The sequence below is a fragment of the Burkholderia sp. AU15512 genome (assembly GCF_002223325.1).
In the GTDB taxonomy this organism is placed as follows: Bacteria; Pseudomonadota; Gammaproteobacteria; order Burkholderiales; family Burkholderiaceae; genus Burkholderia.
Genome location: NZ_NKEX01000003.1, coordinates 1,609,436 through 1,624,101 on the forward strand (window position 1 = coordinate 1,609,436; position 14,666 = coordinate 1,624,101).

Consider the following 14,666-nt stretch of genomic DNA (forward strand, 5'->3'; position numbering starts at 1 on the left):
ATCGGGTGTTACCCCGCTTGCGTTCGCGGCGCCGCAACCTTACACGCGAGGCCGGCTCAGAAGCCGCTCAGCACGAGCTTGCCGATCGAACGCCCGGCCTCGAGCAGCTGGTGCGCGCGCCGCACGTTCGCCGCGTTGATCGTGCCGAGCTGTTCGCCGACCGTGGTGCGCAGCGTGCCGCCGTCGACGAGCCGCGCGACTTCGCCGAGGATCCGGTGCTGTTCGATCATGTCCGGCGTCTCGAACATGGCGCGCGTGAACATGAATTCCCAATGAAACGCCGCGCTCTTCGCCTTCAGCAGTTCGACCGGCACCGGCTTGTCGTTCTCGACGATCGTGCAAATGCCGCCCTGCGGCCGGATGACCTCCGCCGCGGCAGGAAAGTGACGATCCGTGTCGTTGAAAATCAGCACGTAGTCGACGTTCGGATACCCGGCCTCGCGCAGCTGCGCAGGCAGGTCGCCGAAATGGTCGACCACCGCGTCCGCGCCCAGCGAGCGCACCCACTCGGCCGACGCCGGCCGCGACGCGGTCGCGATCACGTGCAGCTTGCCGAGCGTCTTCGCGAGCTGGATCGCGATCGAACCCACGCCCCCCGCGCCGCCGATGATCAGCACCGACTTGCCGGCGTCCGCGCCCTGCGGCGAGACACGCAGCCGGTCGAACAGCGCTTCCCACGCGGTCAGCGCGGTGAGCGGCAGCGCGGCGGATGCGGCGAAATCGAGCGTGCGCGGCTTCAGCGCAGCGATTCGCTCGTCGACCGTATGGAATTCGCTGTTCGCGCCCGGCCGCGTGATGCTGCCCGCGTAGAACACTTCGTCGCCGGGCCGGAACAGCGTGACGTCGGCGCCGACCGCGACCACCGTGCCGGCCGCATCCCAGCCGAGCACGCGCGGCGTGTCCTCGACCTGCGGCTTCGGCGCGCGCACCTTGAAATCCACCGGGTTCACGGAAATCGCCTCGACCTTCACGAGCAGGTCGCGCGGGCCCGGCACGGGCTGCGGCAGCTCCACGTCGAGCAGCGCTTGCGGGTCGTCGATCGGCAGATAACGGGTCAGTCCAACGGCTTTCATCACGACACTCCTTCAAGGAAACCTGTGGGCCGCGGCGCAGCCCCATGAACGTCATCGTAGGCAACCCGATCATTCGAGAAAAGCGCTATATTTCCTGAAACATTTTCAGGAATTTCAGAATAATGGCCTCCGATCCGATTCCGGCCCCCGACAAGCCGCTCGACCTGCTCGACGTCGCGCTGTTCGTGCGCGCGGCGCTGCTCGCGAACGTCACCGCCGCCGGCCGTGAATTCGGTGTCTCGGCCGCGGTCGCGAGCGCGCGCATCGCGCAGCTCGAACGCCAGCTCGGCGCGCGGTTGCTGCACCGCACCACGCGCCGCATCAGCCTCACGCAGGACGGCGAAGTCTTCATGGCGCACGCCGACACACTGCTGTCGGCCGCCGATGCCGCGCGCGCATCGGTCGGCCACGGCCGCTCCGAGCCGTACGGGCGGCTGAAGGTGTCGATGTCGTCGTCGTTCGGCCGCCAGCATGTCGCGCCGGTGATTCCCGCGTTCCTGCGCCGCTATCCGTCCGTGTCGCTCGACCTGCGGCTGTCGGACGAGATCGTCGACCTCGTCGACGACGGCTACGACGTCGCGATCCGCCTTGGCGCGCTGAAGGATTCGACGCTCGTCGCGCGCAAGCTCGCCACGAACCGCCGCGTGCTGTGCTGCTCGCCCGCGTATCTCGCCGAACACGGCACGCCGCGCCATCCGGCCGACCTCGCGCGGCACGAGTGCGTGATCCTCGGCGACCAGCGCGACTGGTCGTTCGCCACGCCGCAAGGCCCGCTCACCGTGCGGGTGGGCGGTCGGCTCGTCGCGAGCAACGGCGAGGCGATCCGCGAAGCACTCGTCGACGGCTTCGGGATCGCGATCAAGTCGACCTGGGACGTCGGCCCGCTGCTCGCGAGCGGCGCGCTCGTCACGGTGCTCGACGACTATCCGTTCGCGGAAGACATCGCGATCTGGGCCGTCTACCCGAGCCGCGCGCACGTTCCGCTGAAGACGCTCGCCTTCATCACGTTCCTGGCCGAGCATTTCGGCGATCCGCCGTACTGGGATCGCGCGGACGGGCCATGACCGCCCCGCCGCGCACGGTTTCGATCCGCATCCGACCGCCGCGTGCGGCCAACCGGCTACAATGACGCGTTCGCCACGCAAGGGCCCGACGCCGGACGGGGCCCGCTTCGGCAGGCGGCCGCCCGTTGGCCGCAGACGCATTTCATTCGCTTCCCAACCATCCCGTCATGACCCACAACCTCGTCATCCAGAGTCTTGCGCCGCTGTCGGACACCCATCACAAACCGCTGCTCGCGCTGTCGCGCGGCACCCGCATCGTGCAGACCGACGATCATGCGCTGCGGATCGACCACGCAAACCCGGCGCAGCGCCTCGACATCGATGCCTACTGCGGCACGCACGCGCTCGACTTCGCGTTCGTCGAGGCCGGCCTCTCGCTCGGCGATTTCGGGCTCGCCGTGATGGACATGGATTCGACGCTGATCACGATCGAGTGCATCGACGAGATCGCCGATTTCTGCGGGCTGAAAACGCAGGTCGCCGAGATCACCGAAGCATCGATGCGCGGCGAAATCCGCGACTTCAACGAAAGCCTCACGCGCCGCGTCGCGCTGCTGGCCGGGCTCGACGCGCACGCGCTCGAACGCGTGTACGAGGAACGGCTGCAACTGTCGCCGGGCGCCGAGAAGATGCTCGCCGGCGTGAAGGCCGCCGGCATGAAGACGCTGCTCGTGTCGGGCGGCTTCACGTTCTTCACCGAACGGCTGAAGGCGCGCCTCGGCCTCGACTACGCGCATGCGAACACGCTCGAGATCGTCGACGGCAAGCTGACCGGCAAGGTGCGCGGCGAGATCGTCAACGCCGACGTGAAGGCGCGCCTGCTGCGCGAGACGTGCGCGTCGCTCGGCCTCGAGCCGCGCCGCGCGATCGCGATGGGCGACGGCTCGAACGACCTGAAGATGATGGCCGAAGCCGGGCTGTCGGTCGCGTACCACGCGAAGCCCGTCGTGCGCGATGCGGCGACGGTCGCGTTCGATCACGTCGGCCTCGACGGGCTGCTGCGACTGTTCTGATCCCGCGGCAGCCGACATGAAAAACGCCGGCGCGATGCAACATCGCGCCGGCGTCTTGTTTTTCTGCCGAACGTTGTCGGCGCGCGATCAGCCCAGCGCAGCCTGCAGCGCGCGCTCGATGTCCGCACGCAGGTCGGTTTCGTCTTCCAGGCCGACATAGAAACGCACCAGCGTGCCGCGATGCGCCCAGTCCGGACGCATCGACGCGACGTCGTAAGGCATCGCGAGGCTACATGCGCCGCCCCAGCTCCAGCCGATCGCGAACAGCTCGAGCGACTCGACGAAGCGGTCGACCTGCTCCGCACTGTAGCGTTCGTCGAACACCACCGAGAACAACCCGCCCGCGCCGGTGAAATCGCGCATGAACGACGCGTGCCCCGGGCAATCGGCGATCTGCGGGTGCAATACCGCCGCGATCTCCGGCCGCGCCTTCAACCATTGCGCGAGCGCGAGCGCACTCTTGCTGTGCGCGTCGAAACGCACCTGCATGCTCGGCAGGCTGCGCAGCACGAGCGAGCAATCGTCGACCGACACGCCGATGCCGCAGCGCATCCGCGCGAGCTTCAGCTGCGCATGCAGCGCCGCGTTCGCGGTGATCGTCGCCCCCATCAGTACGTCGCTGCCGCCCGACTGGTACTTGGTCAGCGCCTGCACCGAGATGTCGACGCCGTGTTCGAACGGCTTGAACGCGAGCCCGGCCGAAAAGGTGTTGTCGATCGCGGTGACGATGCCGCGCGCCTTCGCGGCCGCCGTGATCGCCTGCACGTCCGGCACTTCCATCGTCACCGAGCCGGGCGCCTCGATCCAGATCAGCCGCGTGTTCGGCTGGATCAGGTCGGCGATGCCGGCGCCGATCAGCGGATCGTAGAAGCGCGCGGTGATGCCGAAATCCTTCGCCAGCCAGTTACCGAAATCGGCGTTCGGCCCGTACACGTTGTGCGGAATCAGCACGTCGTCGCCGGCTTTCACGATCCCGAAGTAGACATTCATGATCGCCGCGAGGCCCGAAGGCTGCAGCAGCGCATGCGTGCCGCCCTCGATCTCGGCCAGCCGCTGCGCGAGCGCGAGCGACGTCGGCGTCGCATGCAGGCCGTAGCGCCACTGGTTGTCGTTGTGCCAGACGAGCGCACGCATCGTCGCGAGATCGGGAAACACGACCGTCGACGCGCGCGCGACCGGCGGCACGAACGAACGGAAGCCTTCCGGGATCACGTCGTCGGGTTGAACGATGCGGGTTTGCAGTGCGCGCTTGGGAGTGGATGCAGTCATGACGGGAAGCCGGGCACGAGGCCGTTCGGTTGCGGAATATGCAGCTAGATTAGCCAAAATCGGCGCAATTGGCCCGGTACAATGCGCGCCGCGCGCACCGAGCCAGCGCGGGTTCAGTCGTCGGTGCGCAGGTTGACGACGCCGCCCACCGTCTCGATTTCCTGTACGCGGCCGTCGCGCACCTGCAGCGCCGCACGCTTGCCCGGCGCGAGACGCAGCACGACGGGCTGCGGATCCGACTCGTCCGAATTCATCCGGTCGGCCTTCAGGGCACCCGTCGCGTCGAAGCGGCCGATCCACACGCCCGTGATGTTCGTGCCGTCGTTCGATTCCTCGATTTCGAGCGTGTCGCCGTCGCGATCGCCCGCGAGCAGCACGACCTCGCCCGTATCGGCGAACTGGTATTCGCCGTGCACGCCTTCCTCGTCCGTCTTCGGGCCGAGATGCACGACGATCGGCCGGTCACCGAGCGTGCCTTCGTAGCGCGGCAGGCGGGCGAACTCGGGATTCGGCTTCAGCGGCCGCGCCATGGCCGGTTCATCCTGCTGCGCGCCCGGCGTGGCGGCCTGCGCCGCCGAGACGCCCGGCATCGCCATGCCCGCCGCCAGCGCGCCCGCGACGACGAGCGCCCGTTGCCATTGCGAATATCGACCCACCGTGTGTTGCTCCTTGCTTCAGATTCGCTCGAGAATCGCGGCGATGCCCTGCCCGCCGCCCATGCACATCGTCACGAGCGCATTGCCGTGGCCGGCGTGCGCATGCCGCGTCAGCCCTGCATCAGGCGCTCCACCGCATCGCGGTGCGGAATCGGCGCGACCGCGCCGTAGCCCGTCGTCGACAGTGCCGCCGCGGCGTTCGCATAACGCGCCGCCGCGAACGGATCGTCGCCCGCGACGATCCGCGCGACGAACGCACCGCCGAAGCAATCGCCCGCGCCCGTCGCGTCGACGGCCCCGACCGCGAAGCCCGGCACGACGCGCCGTTCGTTCGGCGTCGCCACGTAAGCGCCTTCCTTGCCGAGCTTCAATGCGACGATCTGCGGCCCGTGTTCGAGCATCGCATCGACGATCGCATCGCGATCGTTCGCGCCCGTGAGTGCCGTCACGTCGTCCCAGCTGGGCAGGCAGATGTCCGTCTGGCGCAGCGCTTCGCGCATCACCGCGCGGGCGCGCGGCAGCGGCCACAGCTTCAGCCGCAGGTTCGTGTCGAAGCTGACCTTCGCGCCGTGGCGGCGCGCGTGGTCGATTGCCGCGAATGCGGCGTCGCACGCAGCCGTGCTGATCGCCAGGCTGATGCCCGACAGGTGCACCGCTTTCGCGGCAGCCAGCGCTTCGAGCGGCAGATCACCGGTTGCATAACGGCTCGCCGCCGAGCCCGCACGCAGGTAGTCGAACTGGTGACCATCGGCGCCGTGCGTGACGAAGTACACGCCGGTCGGCGCCGTGCGGTCGATCCGCACGTACGTCGTGTCGACGCGTTCCGCGCGCCACATGTCGGCCAGCAGGCGGCCGAACGGATCGTCGCCGATCGCCGACACGAAGCCCGTCGATGCGCCCTGGCGCGCGGCGGCGATGCAGAAGTTCGACGTGTCGCCGCCGAAGCCCTGCAGGAATTCAGGCCGGCCCGGCTGCGACTGGTTGAATTCGATCATCGCCTCGCCGAGCGCGAGGATCTCCGGAAATGCGGCGGCCATCGCTTACACCTCGCCCCACAGATCGTGGCCGTCAGCGCCCGTGATCTTCACGGACACGAAATCGCCGACCTTGTAGCGCTTCGATGCCTTCGCCGCCGGCTCGACATAGACGACCCCGTCGATCTCCGGCGCATCCGCGGCCGTACGGCCGATCCCGCCTTCCTCGCTGACTTCGTCGATCAGCACCTTGAGCGTCTTGCCGACCTTGCGCTGGATGCGGTTCGCCGACACTTCCTCAGCGACTTCCATGAAGCGCGCGCGGCGTTCCTCGCGGACTTCATCCGGCAGCGCGCCGTCGAGTTCGTTCGCGGTCGCGCCTTCGACCGGCGAGTAAGCAAAGCAGCCGACGCGATCGAGTTCCGCCTCGCGGATGAAGTCGAGCAGCGTTTCGAACTGCGCTTCCGTCTCGCCGGGGAAGCCCGCGATGAACGTGCTGCGAATCGTCAGGTCCGGGCAGATCTCGCGCCACTTCTGCACGCGCTCGAGCACCTTCTCGGCGTTCGCCGGACGCTTCATGCGCTTCAGCACTTCCGGGTGCGCGTGCTGGAACGGCACGTCGAGGTACGGCAGCACGTGGCCCTTGAACGGGCCTTCGGCCATCAACGGAATCACTTCGTCGACGCTCGGATACGGATACACGTAGTGCAGGCGCACCCATGCGCCATACTGCGCGGCGAGTTCGCCGAGCGCGGCGACCAGGTCGGTCATGCGCGTCTTGATCGGCTTGCCGTTCCAGAAGCCCGTGCGGTACTTCACGTCGACGCCGTACGCGCTCGTGTCCTGCGAGATCACGAGCAGTTCCTTCACGCCCGACTTGAACAGGTTCTCGGCTTCCAGCATCACTTCGGCGACCGGGCGCGACACGAGGTCGCCGCGCATCGACGGGATGATGCAGAACGTGCAGCGGTGGTTGCAGCCTTCGGAGATCTTCAGGTATGCGTAGTGGCGCGGCGTGAGCTTGATGCCGGCGGCAGGCACGAGATCGGTGAACGGGTCGTGCGGCTTCGGCAGGTGCGAATGCACGGCCTGCATCACTTCGCCCACTGCGTGCGGGCCGGTGACGGCGAGCACCTTCGGGTGGACTTCCTCGATCAGGTTCGACCCGCTGGCGCTCGACTTGGCGCCGAGACAGCCGGTGACGATCACCTTGCCGTTCTCGGTCAGCGCTTCGCCGATCGCGTCGAGGCTTTCCTGCACGGCTTCGTCGATGAAGCCGCAGGTGTTCACGACGACGAGGTCGGCACCGTCGTAGGTGCCGGAGATTTCATAACCTTCGGCGCGCAGTTGCGTGATGATCTGTTCGGAGTCGACGAGCGCCTTCGGGCACCCGAGGGATACGAACCCTACTTTGGGGGATTGGGACATCTGGAATGTGGGGGCGTGGCAGCAAAAGCGTGAGTTTACAGCCATTTAGGGGTGGCGAGGCAAAACAGGCGATCGGCGGCGGCATCGACCGTCGAATCGGATGCACGGCGCGCCGGCGGGGGCGCCGTCATGCGACGGCTGCCCGATGCGCCCCTTTCACTTTGAAACGGTGCATTGCCGCGCGACCCGCTCACGCGATGTCCGAAACCAACGCATTTGAAGCGCTGATGGCGCCGCGCTTCCTTTGATCCCGGTGAGACTCTCGATCGAGCGGAAGGCAAAGCGCACCTGCATTCACGATCTTTCATGGCCGGGGCCTGCCGACGAGTGCGCCGGCTCTGCCCCAAACATTCGAACTCGTCTCATTTCACGATAATGGGGCGCAAAGTAGCATTGCGCATGCGTCGCCCTGCCCCTCGGCTGCACTGCCGCATGGGGTGAAATCTGGCGCATCGGCTTCCTCCCGACGTCGTTTGCCGGCAAACCCAAGGACGATGCGCCACTGAAGAAGTCCAGGCCCGACAATCGCTTTCAGGTGATCTGCACGTTCAACGGGGATCGCGCCGTCCGTCGCTACACGTCGACGGTCAAGCAACGTACGGCCGTCGACGAACGCATCACGGCTGCGACGCCCCCGCAACGCGCCATCGGTCAACACGCATCGAAAAGTATGAAAAACTCCACGTTCGCCGCGCTCGACGCATCGCAGTCAACTGACCGCCGAGCCGGCGCCCGATCTTCCGCGTTCATCCTGCCTATACAAAAGGACGCTACATGTCAGTACGACGTTTGATATGCACCTGGCTCTCGCTGTGCCCGTTGATTGCGGGCACGGCGATGGCCCAACCCGTCGAGGTACCGGGCTTTACCCACGTGCGCTCCTTGGGCGGCATCAACGAATACCGCCTGGATGGCAACGGCCTTACCGTGCTTGCCGTGCCCGATTCCGCTGCGACGGTGGTCAGTTTCCAGGTGTTGTACCGGGTGGGTTCACGCAACGAAGCCGCGGGCACGACCGGCGACACTCACCTGCTCGAGCACCTGATGTTCAAGGGCAGCCTGCACTACAACAAGGCGCTCGGCAATGCACTGAACAGCTACATGGAGCGAGTAGGCGCAACCTTCAACGCCACCACTTCGATGGACCGCACCAACTACTTCGGCACGCTCGGGCGCGATGCGCTGGAAGGCTACATCGCGATCGAGGCCGACCGCATGCGCAACCTCCTGCTGCGCCCGGAAGACCTGGCCAGCGAGATGACGGTGGTACGCAACGAGTACGAGCGAGGCGAGAACAGTCCTTTCACCGCCTTGTTCCAGCAGGTCATGGCCACGGCTTACCAGGCGCATCCCTACCACCATCCCACCATCGGCTGGCGTAGCGACATCGAGCATGCGAGCGTGGACAAGCTGCGCCGTTTCTACGACACGTTCTACTGGCCGGACAACGCCACCGTCATCCTGGTCGGCGATTTCCGGCCGGACCAGGCGTTGGGGTGGGTCAGGCAGTATTACGGCGGCATCCCGCGCGCGCCCCAGGCCATTCCCGCTGTCACGACCGAGGAGCCGCCGCAGCAGGGGCCGCGAAGGCTGGTGCTCAAACGCGCGGGCGCAACGGGCAGTCTGATCATCGCCTTCAAGGGGCCGCGCGCGCTCGACCCCGATGCGCCTGCGTTGACCGTACTGGGCCTGGTATTGAGCCAGGGCAAGAGCAGCCGGCTGTATCGCGCACTGGTCGACACGACGGTTGCCACGCAAGCCGGCGCCGGCTTCCACGCGCTGCGCGATCCCGGCCCGTTCGTCGTGACGGTCAGCCTGCCGCCCGACGCGAAACACGAGCAGGCCGAAAAAATCGCCTGGACCGAACTGGAGCGGATCAAGACCGAGGGCGTCACTCGCGAGGATATCCAGCGGGTGCTGGGCCCCTACCGGGCCGACCAGGTCTACCAGCGTGACGGCGTCCGCGCGACGTCCGCCCGATTGGGCAACGCGGTCTCGCAGGGCGACTGGACACGGTTCGTCACCGAGCTCGAAGAACTCGAAAAGGTGACGCCCGCCGACGTGCAGCGCGTCGCCCGCAAGTACCTCGTTGAAAACCAGAGCACCACCGGCTGGTTCGTCCCGGAGAAATCGTGATGAAGCATGTTCGTTTCAACCCTCTGCGGACGTGGTTCGTGTGGTTCGCCATGCTGTGCCTGCCTGTTGCGGCTCAGGCAGGCATCGCCGACCGTATCGTGCGCGCCCAGGCCGGCAGCATCACGCTATTGACCTATTCGATGTCGCCGCAGGAAATGGTGTCCGTGACCGGAGTGATGCCCCTGGGCGATGCCGACACGGCCAGCAAGGCGGCCAATCCCGCCGTGCCGTTGCTGACCGGCATGTTGCTGCAGGAGGGCACCACCCGTCGCGACAAGGTGGCGATCTCCGCGCTGCTGGAAAGCCTGGGCGCCCAGTTGTCATTCCAGACCGACGGTGGCTATGTCGGCATACACGGCCAAAGCCTGACCAAGGATTTGCCGACGCTGATCGACCTGATGGCCGAGCAGTTGCGCCTGCCGGCCTTCAAGCCGGAGGAGCTGGCCAAGGCCAAGAGCCGGCTGGAGGCCGCGGTCCGTCACGCCGGAGAAAACCCGTCGGTTCGAGCCACCGAGGCGCTGGATCGTTCCATTTACCCCGCTGCCCACCTCAACGCACCGGTGCCACGCGAACGGATGCTCGACGCAATCGCCGCTGCCACGCTGAACGACATCAAGGCCTTTCATCAAGCCTATTACGGGCCCGCCCACATGACGCTCGTCGCGGTCGGCGGCGCGGACCCTCGCCGCCTGCAGTCCATGGTGACCGAAGCCTTCGCGGGCTGGAGCGGGGGCCGGGCACTCGTGCGACAGGGCCCGCCACGCAAAGCAAGCCGGCCCGACACGCAGCGCATCGCCATGGGGGACAAGGAATCCGTCAGCGTGATGCTGGGTCAGGCCATCGACCTGCGCGCCAACGATGCCGACTATCTGCCCCTCAGCGCGGGTGTCAACATCCTGGGCAACGGCTTCACCGGCCGCCTGATGGCAGGAGTCCGCGACAAGGAAGGCCTGACCTATGGCATCCGCGCCGGCCTGTCCGGGCTCTCCCTGATGGACGGCGGATTCGTCATCACCAGCAGCTTCGCCCCGCCCCTGCTGAACAAGGGCGTCGCCAGCACGCGCCGGATTCTGGATGCCTGGTGGAAACAGGGCGTGACCCAAGCGGAACTGGATGCACGCAAGGACGGCATGATCGGCCGCCATCAAGTCGCGATGGAAACCACCAGGCAGATGGCCGCCATGATCGCCCAGACGGTGCTCCAGGATCGCCCGCTGAGCGACCTGGACACCTATCCCGAGCGCGTCCGCGCGTTGACCGTCGAGCAGGTCAACACCGCCATCCGCAGGTACCTGGCCCCCGACAAGATGACGTTGGTGGAAGCAGGCACGTTTGCGGAGAAATAATCGCCGCCTCGCTTCGTGCCGTGCCCCGCCCGGCTTCGGCCGGGCCGCTGCCATTGCACGATCGTGCGTGCGCCTGCGCTTCGCAGAACGCCACCGGATGCACCTTCGCGCCGATGGTCGCACTCACCGACCGGTCTTGATCATCCGCGCCGGTCGCCCAGTCCTTGCTCTGGCTGCCGATCCGTGCACGATGCTGCACATGGATCGCGCCGAAACACGCATGGGAAACATGCGTGCCGCTCACGTCGGTTTGATGCGGGATGACGGGCTGTCGGCTTACCGTCAACGCCACGTGCGGCAAGATGCGTGGCCACTTCCCGAACGACGAGGCGGCGATCAAGCTGCTCTGGCTGGGGCTGCACAACGGGCTGGCCAGGACCGTGCAGTCCGCCTTCGACTGGAAATCGGCGAAGTGACGGGATCCACGCGCACGCGTCACTTCCCGACAATTCCGGCGGAACCGCGCCGTCGCTATGCGAAAATCGCAGCGTCCACGCTCTTCCCTCTCTTCCATTACCCAACGGGGCTCGCATGACCACCCACATCACGATCGAATTCACCGAACACGCAGCCGAAACCATTGGCGAGCAAACCAGCACGAGTTTCTCCTACGACCAGGGCGCGCACGTGCCGCAACCGGGCGACTTCGTCGAGCTCGAGAATTCGCGACAGACGTTCCTCGTGATCGGCCGCGTGTTTTCGCTCAAGGCGAACTACTGCGCGGTCAAGCTCGTGCTCGATCTGCCGCCGCACGACGACGAGCAAGGATTCCCGGCATAAGACAAGCCGGGCCGGTAACGTCGGCCATTGCGCACACCCGGCCCGCCTCGTAGTGAACCGCCAATCGCGAGCACGTAAAAACGCCCGCCGAAGCGGGCCCACACAACAGACCAATCCAATCCGGCGCTCACGGAAACTTCGCAGCGGTCAAGCAGCGCTCGAACCACAAAGCATCGTCGCCATCGCCGATCGGCCACATTTCCGCATCGAGTTGCGGCAGCCCCGCTACCGGCGCTGACGCGTGGTTATCGCCACCGGACGCCCCCGCACGCATCCACGCCGATTGCGCGCCACCGGTGTCGCACGCACTCCCATGGGCCTGCGCTTCGCAATACGCAACGGGTCGCACCTTCCCGCCATCGGCCGTGCTCACCGACCGGTACTGATAGACCGCCCCGGTCGCCCAGTCCTCGCTCTGGCTGCAGACCCGAGCACGATGCTGCACATGGACCGCGCCGAAACATGCGTAGGAAACGTGCGCGCCAGTCGCATCGTCGGGAATGAAGTCGCAGTTTGCATCGAAACCGGTAAGCGGGCCGCCCGTGTATTTCGCGAGCCACTGGCGCTCGGCCTGCGCACGCGCGATCAACCCTTTGTTCGATTGATCGGCCAGTACGGTGGTGCGCCGATCGATTGCCTTGCGCACTTCGTCGACGGCGAGCGGACGACCCTCGTAATCGGCGTCGAGACGATTGTTGCGCGCGCTGATCCAGCGGCGCTGGCTGCGCACCAGCATGTCGCGGGTCGCCGTGTCCGGTGCAGCCTTCAGCGCACCCGTGTACGCCGAATTCATCCGCGCGTCGGCTGCGCGCAGGATGGAGCTCGCGCAGATGCGCTTCTCGATCGACTGCACGGTTTTCGCGCAGTCCATCGCAAAGGCAGGCACCGCCATGCCAACGCCCAGCATGAACATCGAAGCTAAACCAGCCAGCCGGCCGGCTGGTGCCACTCGAATCCCACGCATGCTTTCTCTCAGTCGGTTTTTTCTTGATCGCATTGCCTCGACGCGGCGTCGCGCATCACGGCCTGTCGTGCCCGGGCGGCGTCATTGCATTTCGCCGAACGCAGCTTCCACGCCACACCGCGCAGCGCAGCGCAGCGCAGCGCCGCTCATGGTACGCGTGCCCGCACGAACGCGCACCATGAGGCACGACACGCCCCGGTGTTCCTTCGCAAGCGACGGGATCTCGATCGACTGAACGACGGCCACGCACGCCCGAACCCGGGATGCGCATTCGGTGCCGACGGTCATGAACGACCGTCGGCGAGAGGATCCGGCAGGCGGCGGCCACACACATCGTCGCGCCCGAATGCACGATCGGCCGACCCGCGCCGCGCCGCTTCGCGGCACCGACGCCCGGCGGGTTGCCCGCCGCGGTCGGCCTGCCGCGAGACCGTTACTTCTTTTCCGGCTCCGACGCGCCCGGCTGCTTGAACGGGAACGTGCTGAACATCGACTTCGCCTGGTTCTGCATCTGCTCCTGCATCTGCACGAACATGTTCTTCGACTGCTCGATGTAGCTGGTCATCATCCCTTGCATCATCGGCGCCTGCATGTTCATGAACTGCGACCAGACTTCCGGATTCATCGCATTGCCTTCGTACAGGTTCTTCGACTGATCCGCGAGCTTGTTCTGGATGTCGATGAACGCCTGGATGTTCTTTTCCAGGTACGTGCCCATCATGCCCTGCATCGCATGCCCGTAGAAACGGATGATCTGCGACAGCATCGACGACGAGAACATCGGCACGCCGCCGCTTTCCTCTTCGAGGATGATCTGCAGGAGGATGCTGCGCGTCAGGTCTTCGTTGGATTTCGCATCGACGACCTTGAAGTCCTCCTGCTCCAGCACGAGTTGCTTCACGTCGGTCAGCGTAATGTACGTGCTTGTCTCGGTATCGTAGAGCCGACGGTTCGGGTACTTCTTGATGAGCCGTTCGGCCGTCTTCTTTGTAGTAGTCATGTAACGCCTTTGAGTGCAGCGTAGCGGAAGTGACGAATCCCCGCCGCCCGAATCCGGGAGGCGGGGGCCTTCGGAAAACGTCCGGCTGCGCGGCCACCCGGCCCGCGCAGCGCGGACGCTCAGCCCATGTGCAGGCCGCCGTTCAGCGAGAAGTCTGCGCCCGTCGCGAAACCGGAATCGTTCGACGCGAGCCACGCGACGATCGAACCGATTTCCTCCGGCCCGCCGAGACGCCGCACCGGGATCGTCGCGACGATCTTCTCGAGCACGTCCGGGCGAATCGCCTTCACCATGTCGGTGCCGATGTAGCCCGGCGACACGGTGTTGACCGTCACGCCCTTCGTCGCGACTTCCTGGGCGAGCGACATCGTGAAGCCGTGGATACCGGCCTTCGCGGTCGAGTAGTTGGTCTGGCCGAACTGCCCTTTCTGGCCGTTCACCGACGAAATGTTGATGATCCGGCCCCAGCCGCGTTCGACCATCCCGTCGATCACCTGCTTCGTCACGTTGAACAGGCTCGTCAGGTTGGTGTCGATCACGGCGGTCCAGTCTTCGTGCGTCATCTTGCGGAACACGACATCGCGCGTGATGCCCGCGTTGTTGACCAGCACGTCGATCTCGCCGACTTCGGCCTTGACCTTGTCGAACGCTTCCTTGGTCGAGTCCCAGTCGCCGACGTTGCCTTCCGACGCGATGAAATCGTACCCGAGCGCCTTCTGCTCCTCGAGCCATTTCACCCGGCGCGGCGAGTTCGGGCCGCAACCTGCGACCACCTTGAAGCCGTCTTTCGACAGGCGCTGGCAGATGCTGGTGCCGATGCCGCCCATCCCGCCCGTTACGTACGCAATTCGCTGAGACATAAATCTCACTCCATTTTTTGGTTTCGAGAGCTGCCGGAGGCCCCCTCTGACTTCACGTGACGCCGACCGAAGCCGCAATCGGCCGGCACACGAATTCGGTTCG

General features: G+C 66.1%; 14 protein-coding genes. 5 read left to right on the forward strand and 9 right to left on the reverse strand.

Annotated elements, in window-relative coordinates; translation table 11 throughout:
* Positions 1–56 precede the first annotated feature (56 nt).
* Positions 57–1,073 carry a zinc-binding alcohol dehydrogenase family protein gene (locus tag CFB43_RS10060; RefSeq protein WP_089494967.1) on the reverse strand — a complete coding sequence of 339 codons (1,017 nt, stop codon included), beginning with the start codon at positions 1,071–1,073 and terminating at the stop codon, positions 57–59.
* 122 nt (positions 1,074–1,195) lie between these two features.
* Here CFB43_RS10060 and CFB43_RS10065 point away from each other — a divergent pair, with 122 nt between their 5' ends.
* Positions 1,196–2,137, forward strand: a complete 942-nt coding sequence (locus CFB43_RS10065; protein ID WP_089494968.1) for a LysR family transcriptional regulator — start codon at positions 1,196–1,198, stop codon at positions 2,135–2,137.
* Between the two features lie 167 nt (positions 2,138–2,304).
* Complete coding sequence (serB, locus tag CFB43_RS10070; protein ID WP_089494969.1) at positions 2,305–3,150, forward strand: phosphoserine phosphatase SerB; 846 nt, start codon at positions 2,305–2,307, stop codon at positions 3,148–3,150.
* 87 nt (positions 3,151–3,237) lie between these two features.
* Here serB and CFB43_RS10075 read toward each other — a convergent pair whose 3' ends face one another.
* From CFB43_RS10075 to rimO, 4 genes are all read right to left on the reverse strand, one after another.
* Positions 3,238–4,419, reverse strand: a complete 1,182-nt coding sequence (locus CFB43_RS10075; protein WP_089494970.1) for a cystathionine beta-lyase — start codon at positions 4,417–4,419, stop codon at positions 3,238–3,240.
* 113 nt (positions 4,420–4,532) lie between these two features.
* Positions 4,533–5,075 (reverse strand): hypothetical protein, encoded by a 543-nt coding sequence (locus CFB43_RS10080; protein ID WP_089494971.1) that lies wholly within the window; start codon positions 5,073–5,075, stop codon positions 4,533–4,535.
* 110 nt (positions 5,076–5,185) lie between these two features.
* On the reverse strand, positions 5,186–6,112 hold the full coding sequence (locus tag CFB43_RS10085; RefSeq protein ID WP_089494972.1) for a sugar kinase: 927 nt from the start codon (positions 6,110–6,112) through the stop codon (positions 5,186–5,188).
* Between the two features lie 3 nt (positions 6,113–6,115).
* Entirely contained in the window at positions 6,116–7,477 is a 1,362-nt protein-coding gene (rimO, locus tag CFB43_RS10090; RefSeq protein WP_089456309.1) for a 30S ribosomal protein S12 methylthiotransferase RimO, read from the reverse strand.
* Positions 7,478–8,314: 837 nt separating this feature from the next.
* Here rimO and CFB43_RS10095 point away from each other — a divergent pair.
* The 3 genes from CFB43_RS10095 (at position 8,315) to CFB43_RS10110 (ending at position 11,739) form a co-directional block, all read left to right on the forward strand.
* A complete protein-coding gene (locus CFB43_RS10095; protein ID WP_256989964.1) occupies positions 8,315–9,613 on the forward strand; it encodes a M16 family metallopeptidase in 1,299 nt (432 codons plus the stop codon).
* On the forward strand, positions 9,613–10,959 hold the full coding sequence (locus tag CFB43_RS10100; protein WP_089494974.1) for a M16 family metallopeptidase: 1,347 nt from the start codon (positions 9,613–9,615) through the stop codon (positions 10,957–10,959). The genes CFB43_RS10095 and CFB43_RS10100 overlap by 1 nt, the downstream gene beginning before the upstream one ends.
* 531 nt (positions 10,960–11,490) lie before the next feature.
* Positions 11,491–11,739, forward strand: a complete 249-nt coding sequence (locus tag CFB43_RS10110) for a hypothetical protein (RefSeq protein WP_089440216.1) — start codon at positions 11,491–11,493, stop codon at positions 11,737–11,739.
* A 127-nt stretch (positions 11,740–11,866) separates the two neighbouring features.
* On the opposite strand, the gene CFB43_RS10115 is transcribed toward CFB43_RS10110, so the two are convergent.
* The 4 genes from CFB43_RS10115 to CFB43_RS10130 all read right to left on the reverse strand — a co-directional run bounded on the left by CFB43_RS10115 (position 11,867) and on the right by CFB43_RS10130 (position 14,563).
* Positions 11,867–12,736 carry a lysozyme inhibitor LprI family protein gene (locus tag CFB43_RS10115; RefSeq protein WP_256989965.1) on the reverse strand — a complete coding sequence of 290 codons (870 nt, stop codon included), beginning with the start codon at positions 12,734–12,736 and terminating at the stop codon, positions 11,867–11,869.
* Between the two features lie 48 nt (positions 12,737–12,784).
* The gene (locus CFB43_RS10120; RefSeq protein ID WP_089494976.1) at positions 12,785–12,991 is read right to left on the reverse strand and encodes a hypothetical protein; all 207 of its coding nucleotides are present in this window, start codon (positions 12,989–12,991) and stop codon (positions 12,785–12,787) included.
* 145 nt (positions 12,992–13,136) lie between these two features.
* Entirely contained in the window at positions 13,137–13,703 is a 567-nt protein-coding gene (gene phaR / locus CFB43_RS10125) for a polyhydroxyalkanoate synthesis repressor PhaR (RefSeq protein ID WP_006485265.1), read from the reverse strand.
* Positions 13,704–13,822: 119 nt separating this feature from the next.
* Positions 13,823–14,563: a 3-ketoacyl-ACP reductase gene (locus tag CFB43_RS10130; protein ID WP_027784565.1), complete on the reverse strand. Its 741-nt coding sequence runs from the start codon at positions 14,561–14,563 to the stop codon at positions 13,823–13,825.
* Between the last annotated feature and the right edge of the window lie 103 nt (positions 14,564–14,666).

Bases quoted from the DNA above. Each gene is read 5' to 3' on its own strand.
- CFB43_RS10060 (WP_089494967.1), bottom strand. From the start codon at position 1,073: ATGAAAGCCGTTGGACTGACCCGTTATCTGCCGATCGACGACCCGCAA.
- CFB43_RS10065 (WP_089494968.1), top strand. From the start codon at position 1,196: ATGGCCTCCGATCCGATTCCGGCCCCCGACAAGCCGCTCGACCTGCTC.
- serB (WP_089494969.1), top strand. From the start codon at position 2,305: ATGACCCACAACCTCGTCATCCAGAGTCTTGCGCCGCTGTCGGACACC.
- CFB43_RS10075 (WP_089494970.1), bottom strand. From the start codon at position 4,419: ATGACTGCATCCACTCCCAAGCGCGCACTGCAAACCCGCATCGTTCAA.
- CFB43_RS10085 (WP_089494972.1), bottom strand. From the start codon at position 6,112: ATGGCCGCCGCATTTCCGGAGATCCTCGCGCTCGGCGAGGCGATGATC.
- rimO (WP_089456309.1), bottom strand. From the start codon at position 7,477: ATGTCCCAATCCCCCAAAGTAGGGTTCGTATCCCTCGGGTGCCCGAAG.
- CFB43_RS10095 (WP_256989964.1), top strand. From the start codon at position 8,315: ATGGCCCAACCCGTCGAGGTACCGGGCTTTACCCACGTGCGCTCCTTG.
- CFB43_RS10100 (WP_089494974.1), top strand. From the start codon at position 9,613: ATGAAGCATGTTCGTTTCAACCCTCTGCGGACGTGGTTCGTGTGGTTC.
- CFB43_RS10110 (WP_089440216.1), top strand. From the start codon at position 11,491: ATGACCACCCACATCACGATCGAATTCACCGAACACGCAGCCGAAACC.
- CFB43_RS10115 (WP_256989965.1), bottom strand. From the start codon at position 12,736: ATGCGATCAAGAAAAAACCGACTGAGAGAAAGCATGCGTGGGATTCGA.
- CFB43_RS10120 (WP_089494976.1), bottom strand. From the start codon at position 12,991: ATGACCGTCGGCACCGAATGCGCATCCCGGGTTCGGGCGTGCGTGGCC.
- phaR (WP_006485265.1), bottom strand. From the start codon at position 13,703: ATGACTACTACAAAGAAGACGGCCGAACGGCTCATCAAGAAGTACCCG.
- CFB43_RS10130 (WP_027784565.1), bottom strand. From the start codon at position 14,563: ATGTCTCAGCGAATTGCGTACGTAACGGGCGGGATGGGCGGCATCGGC.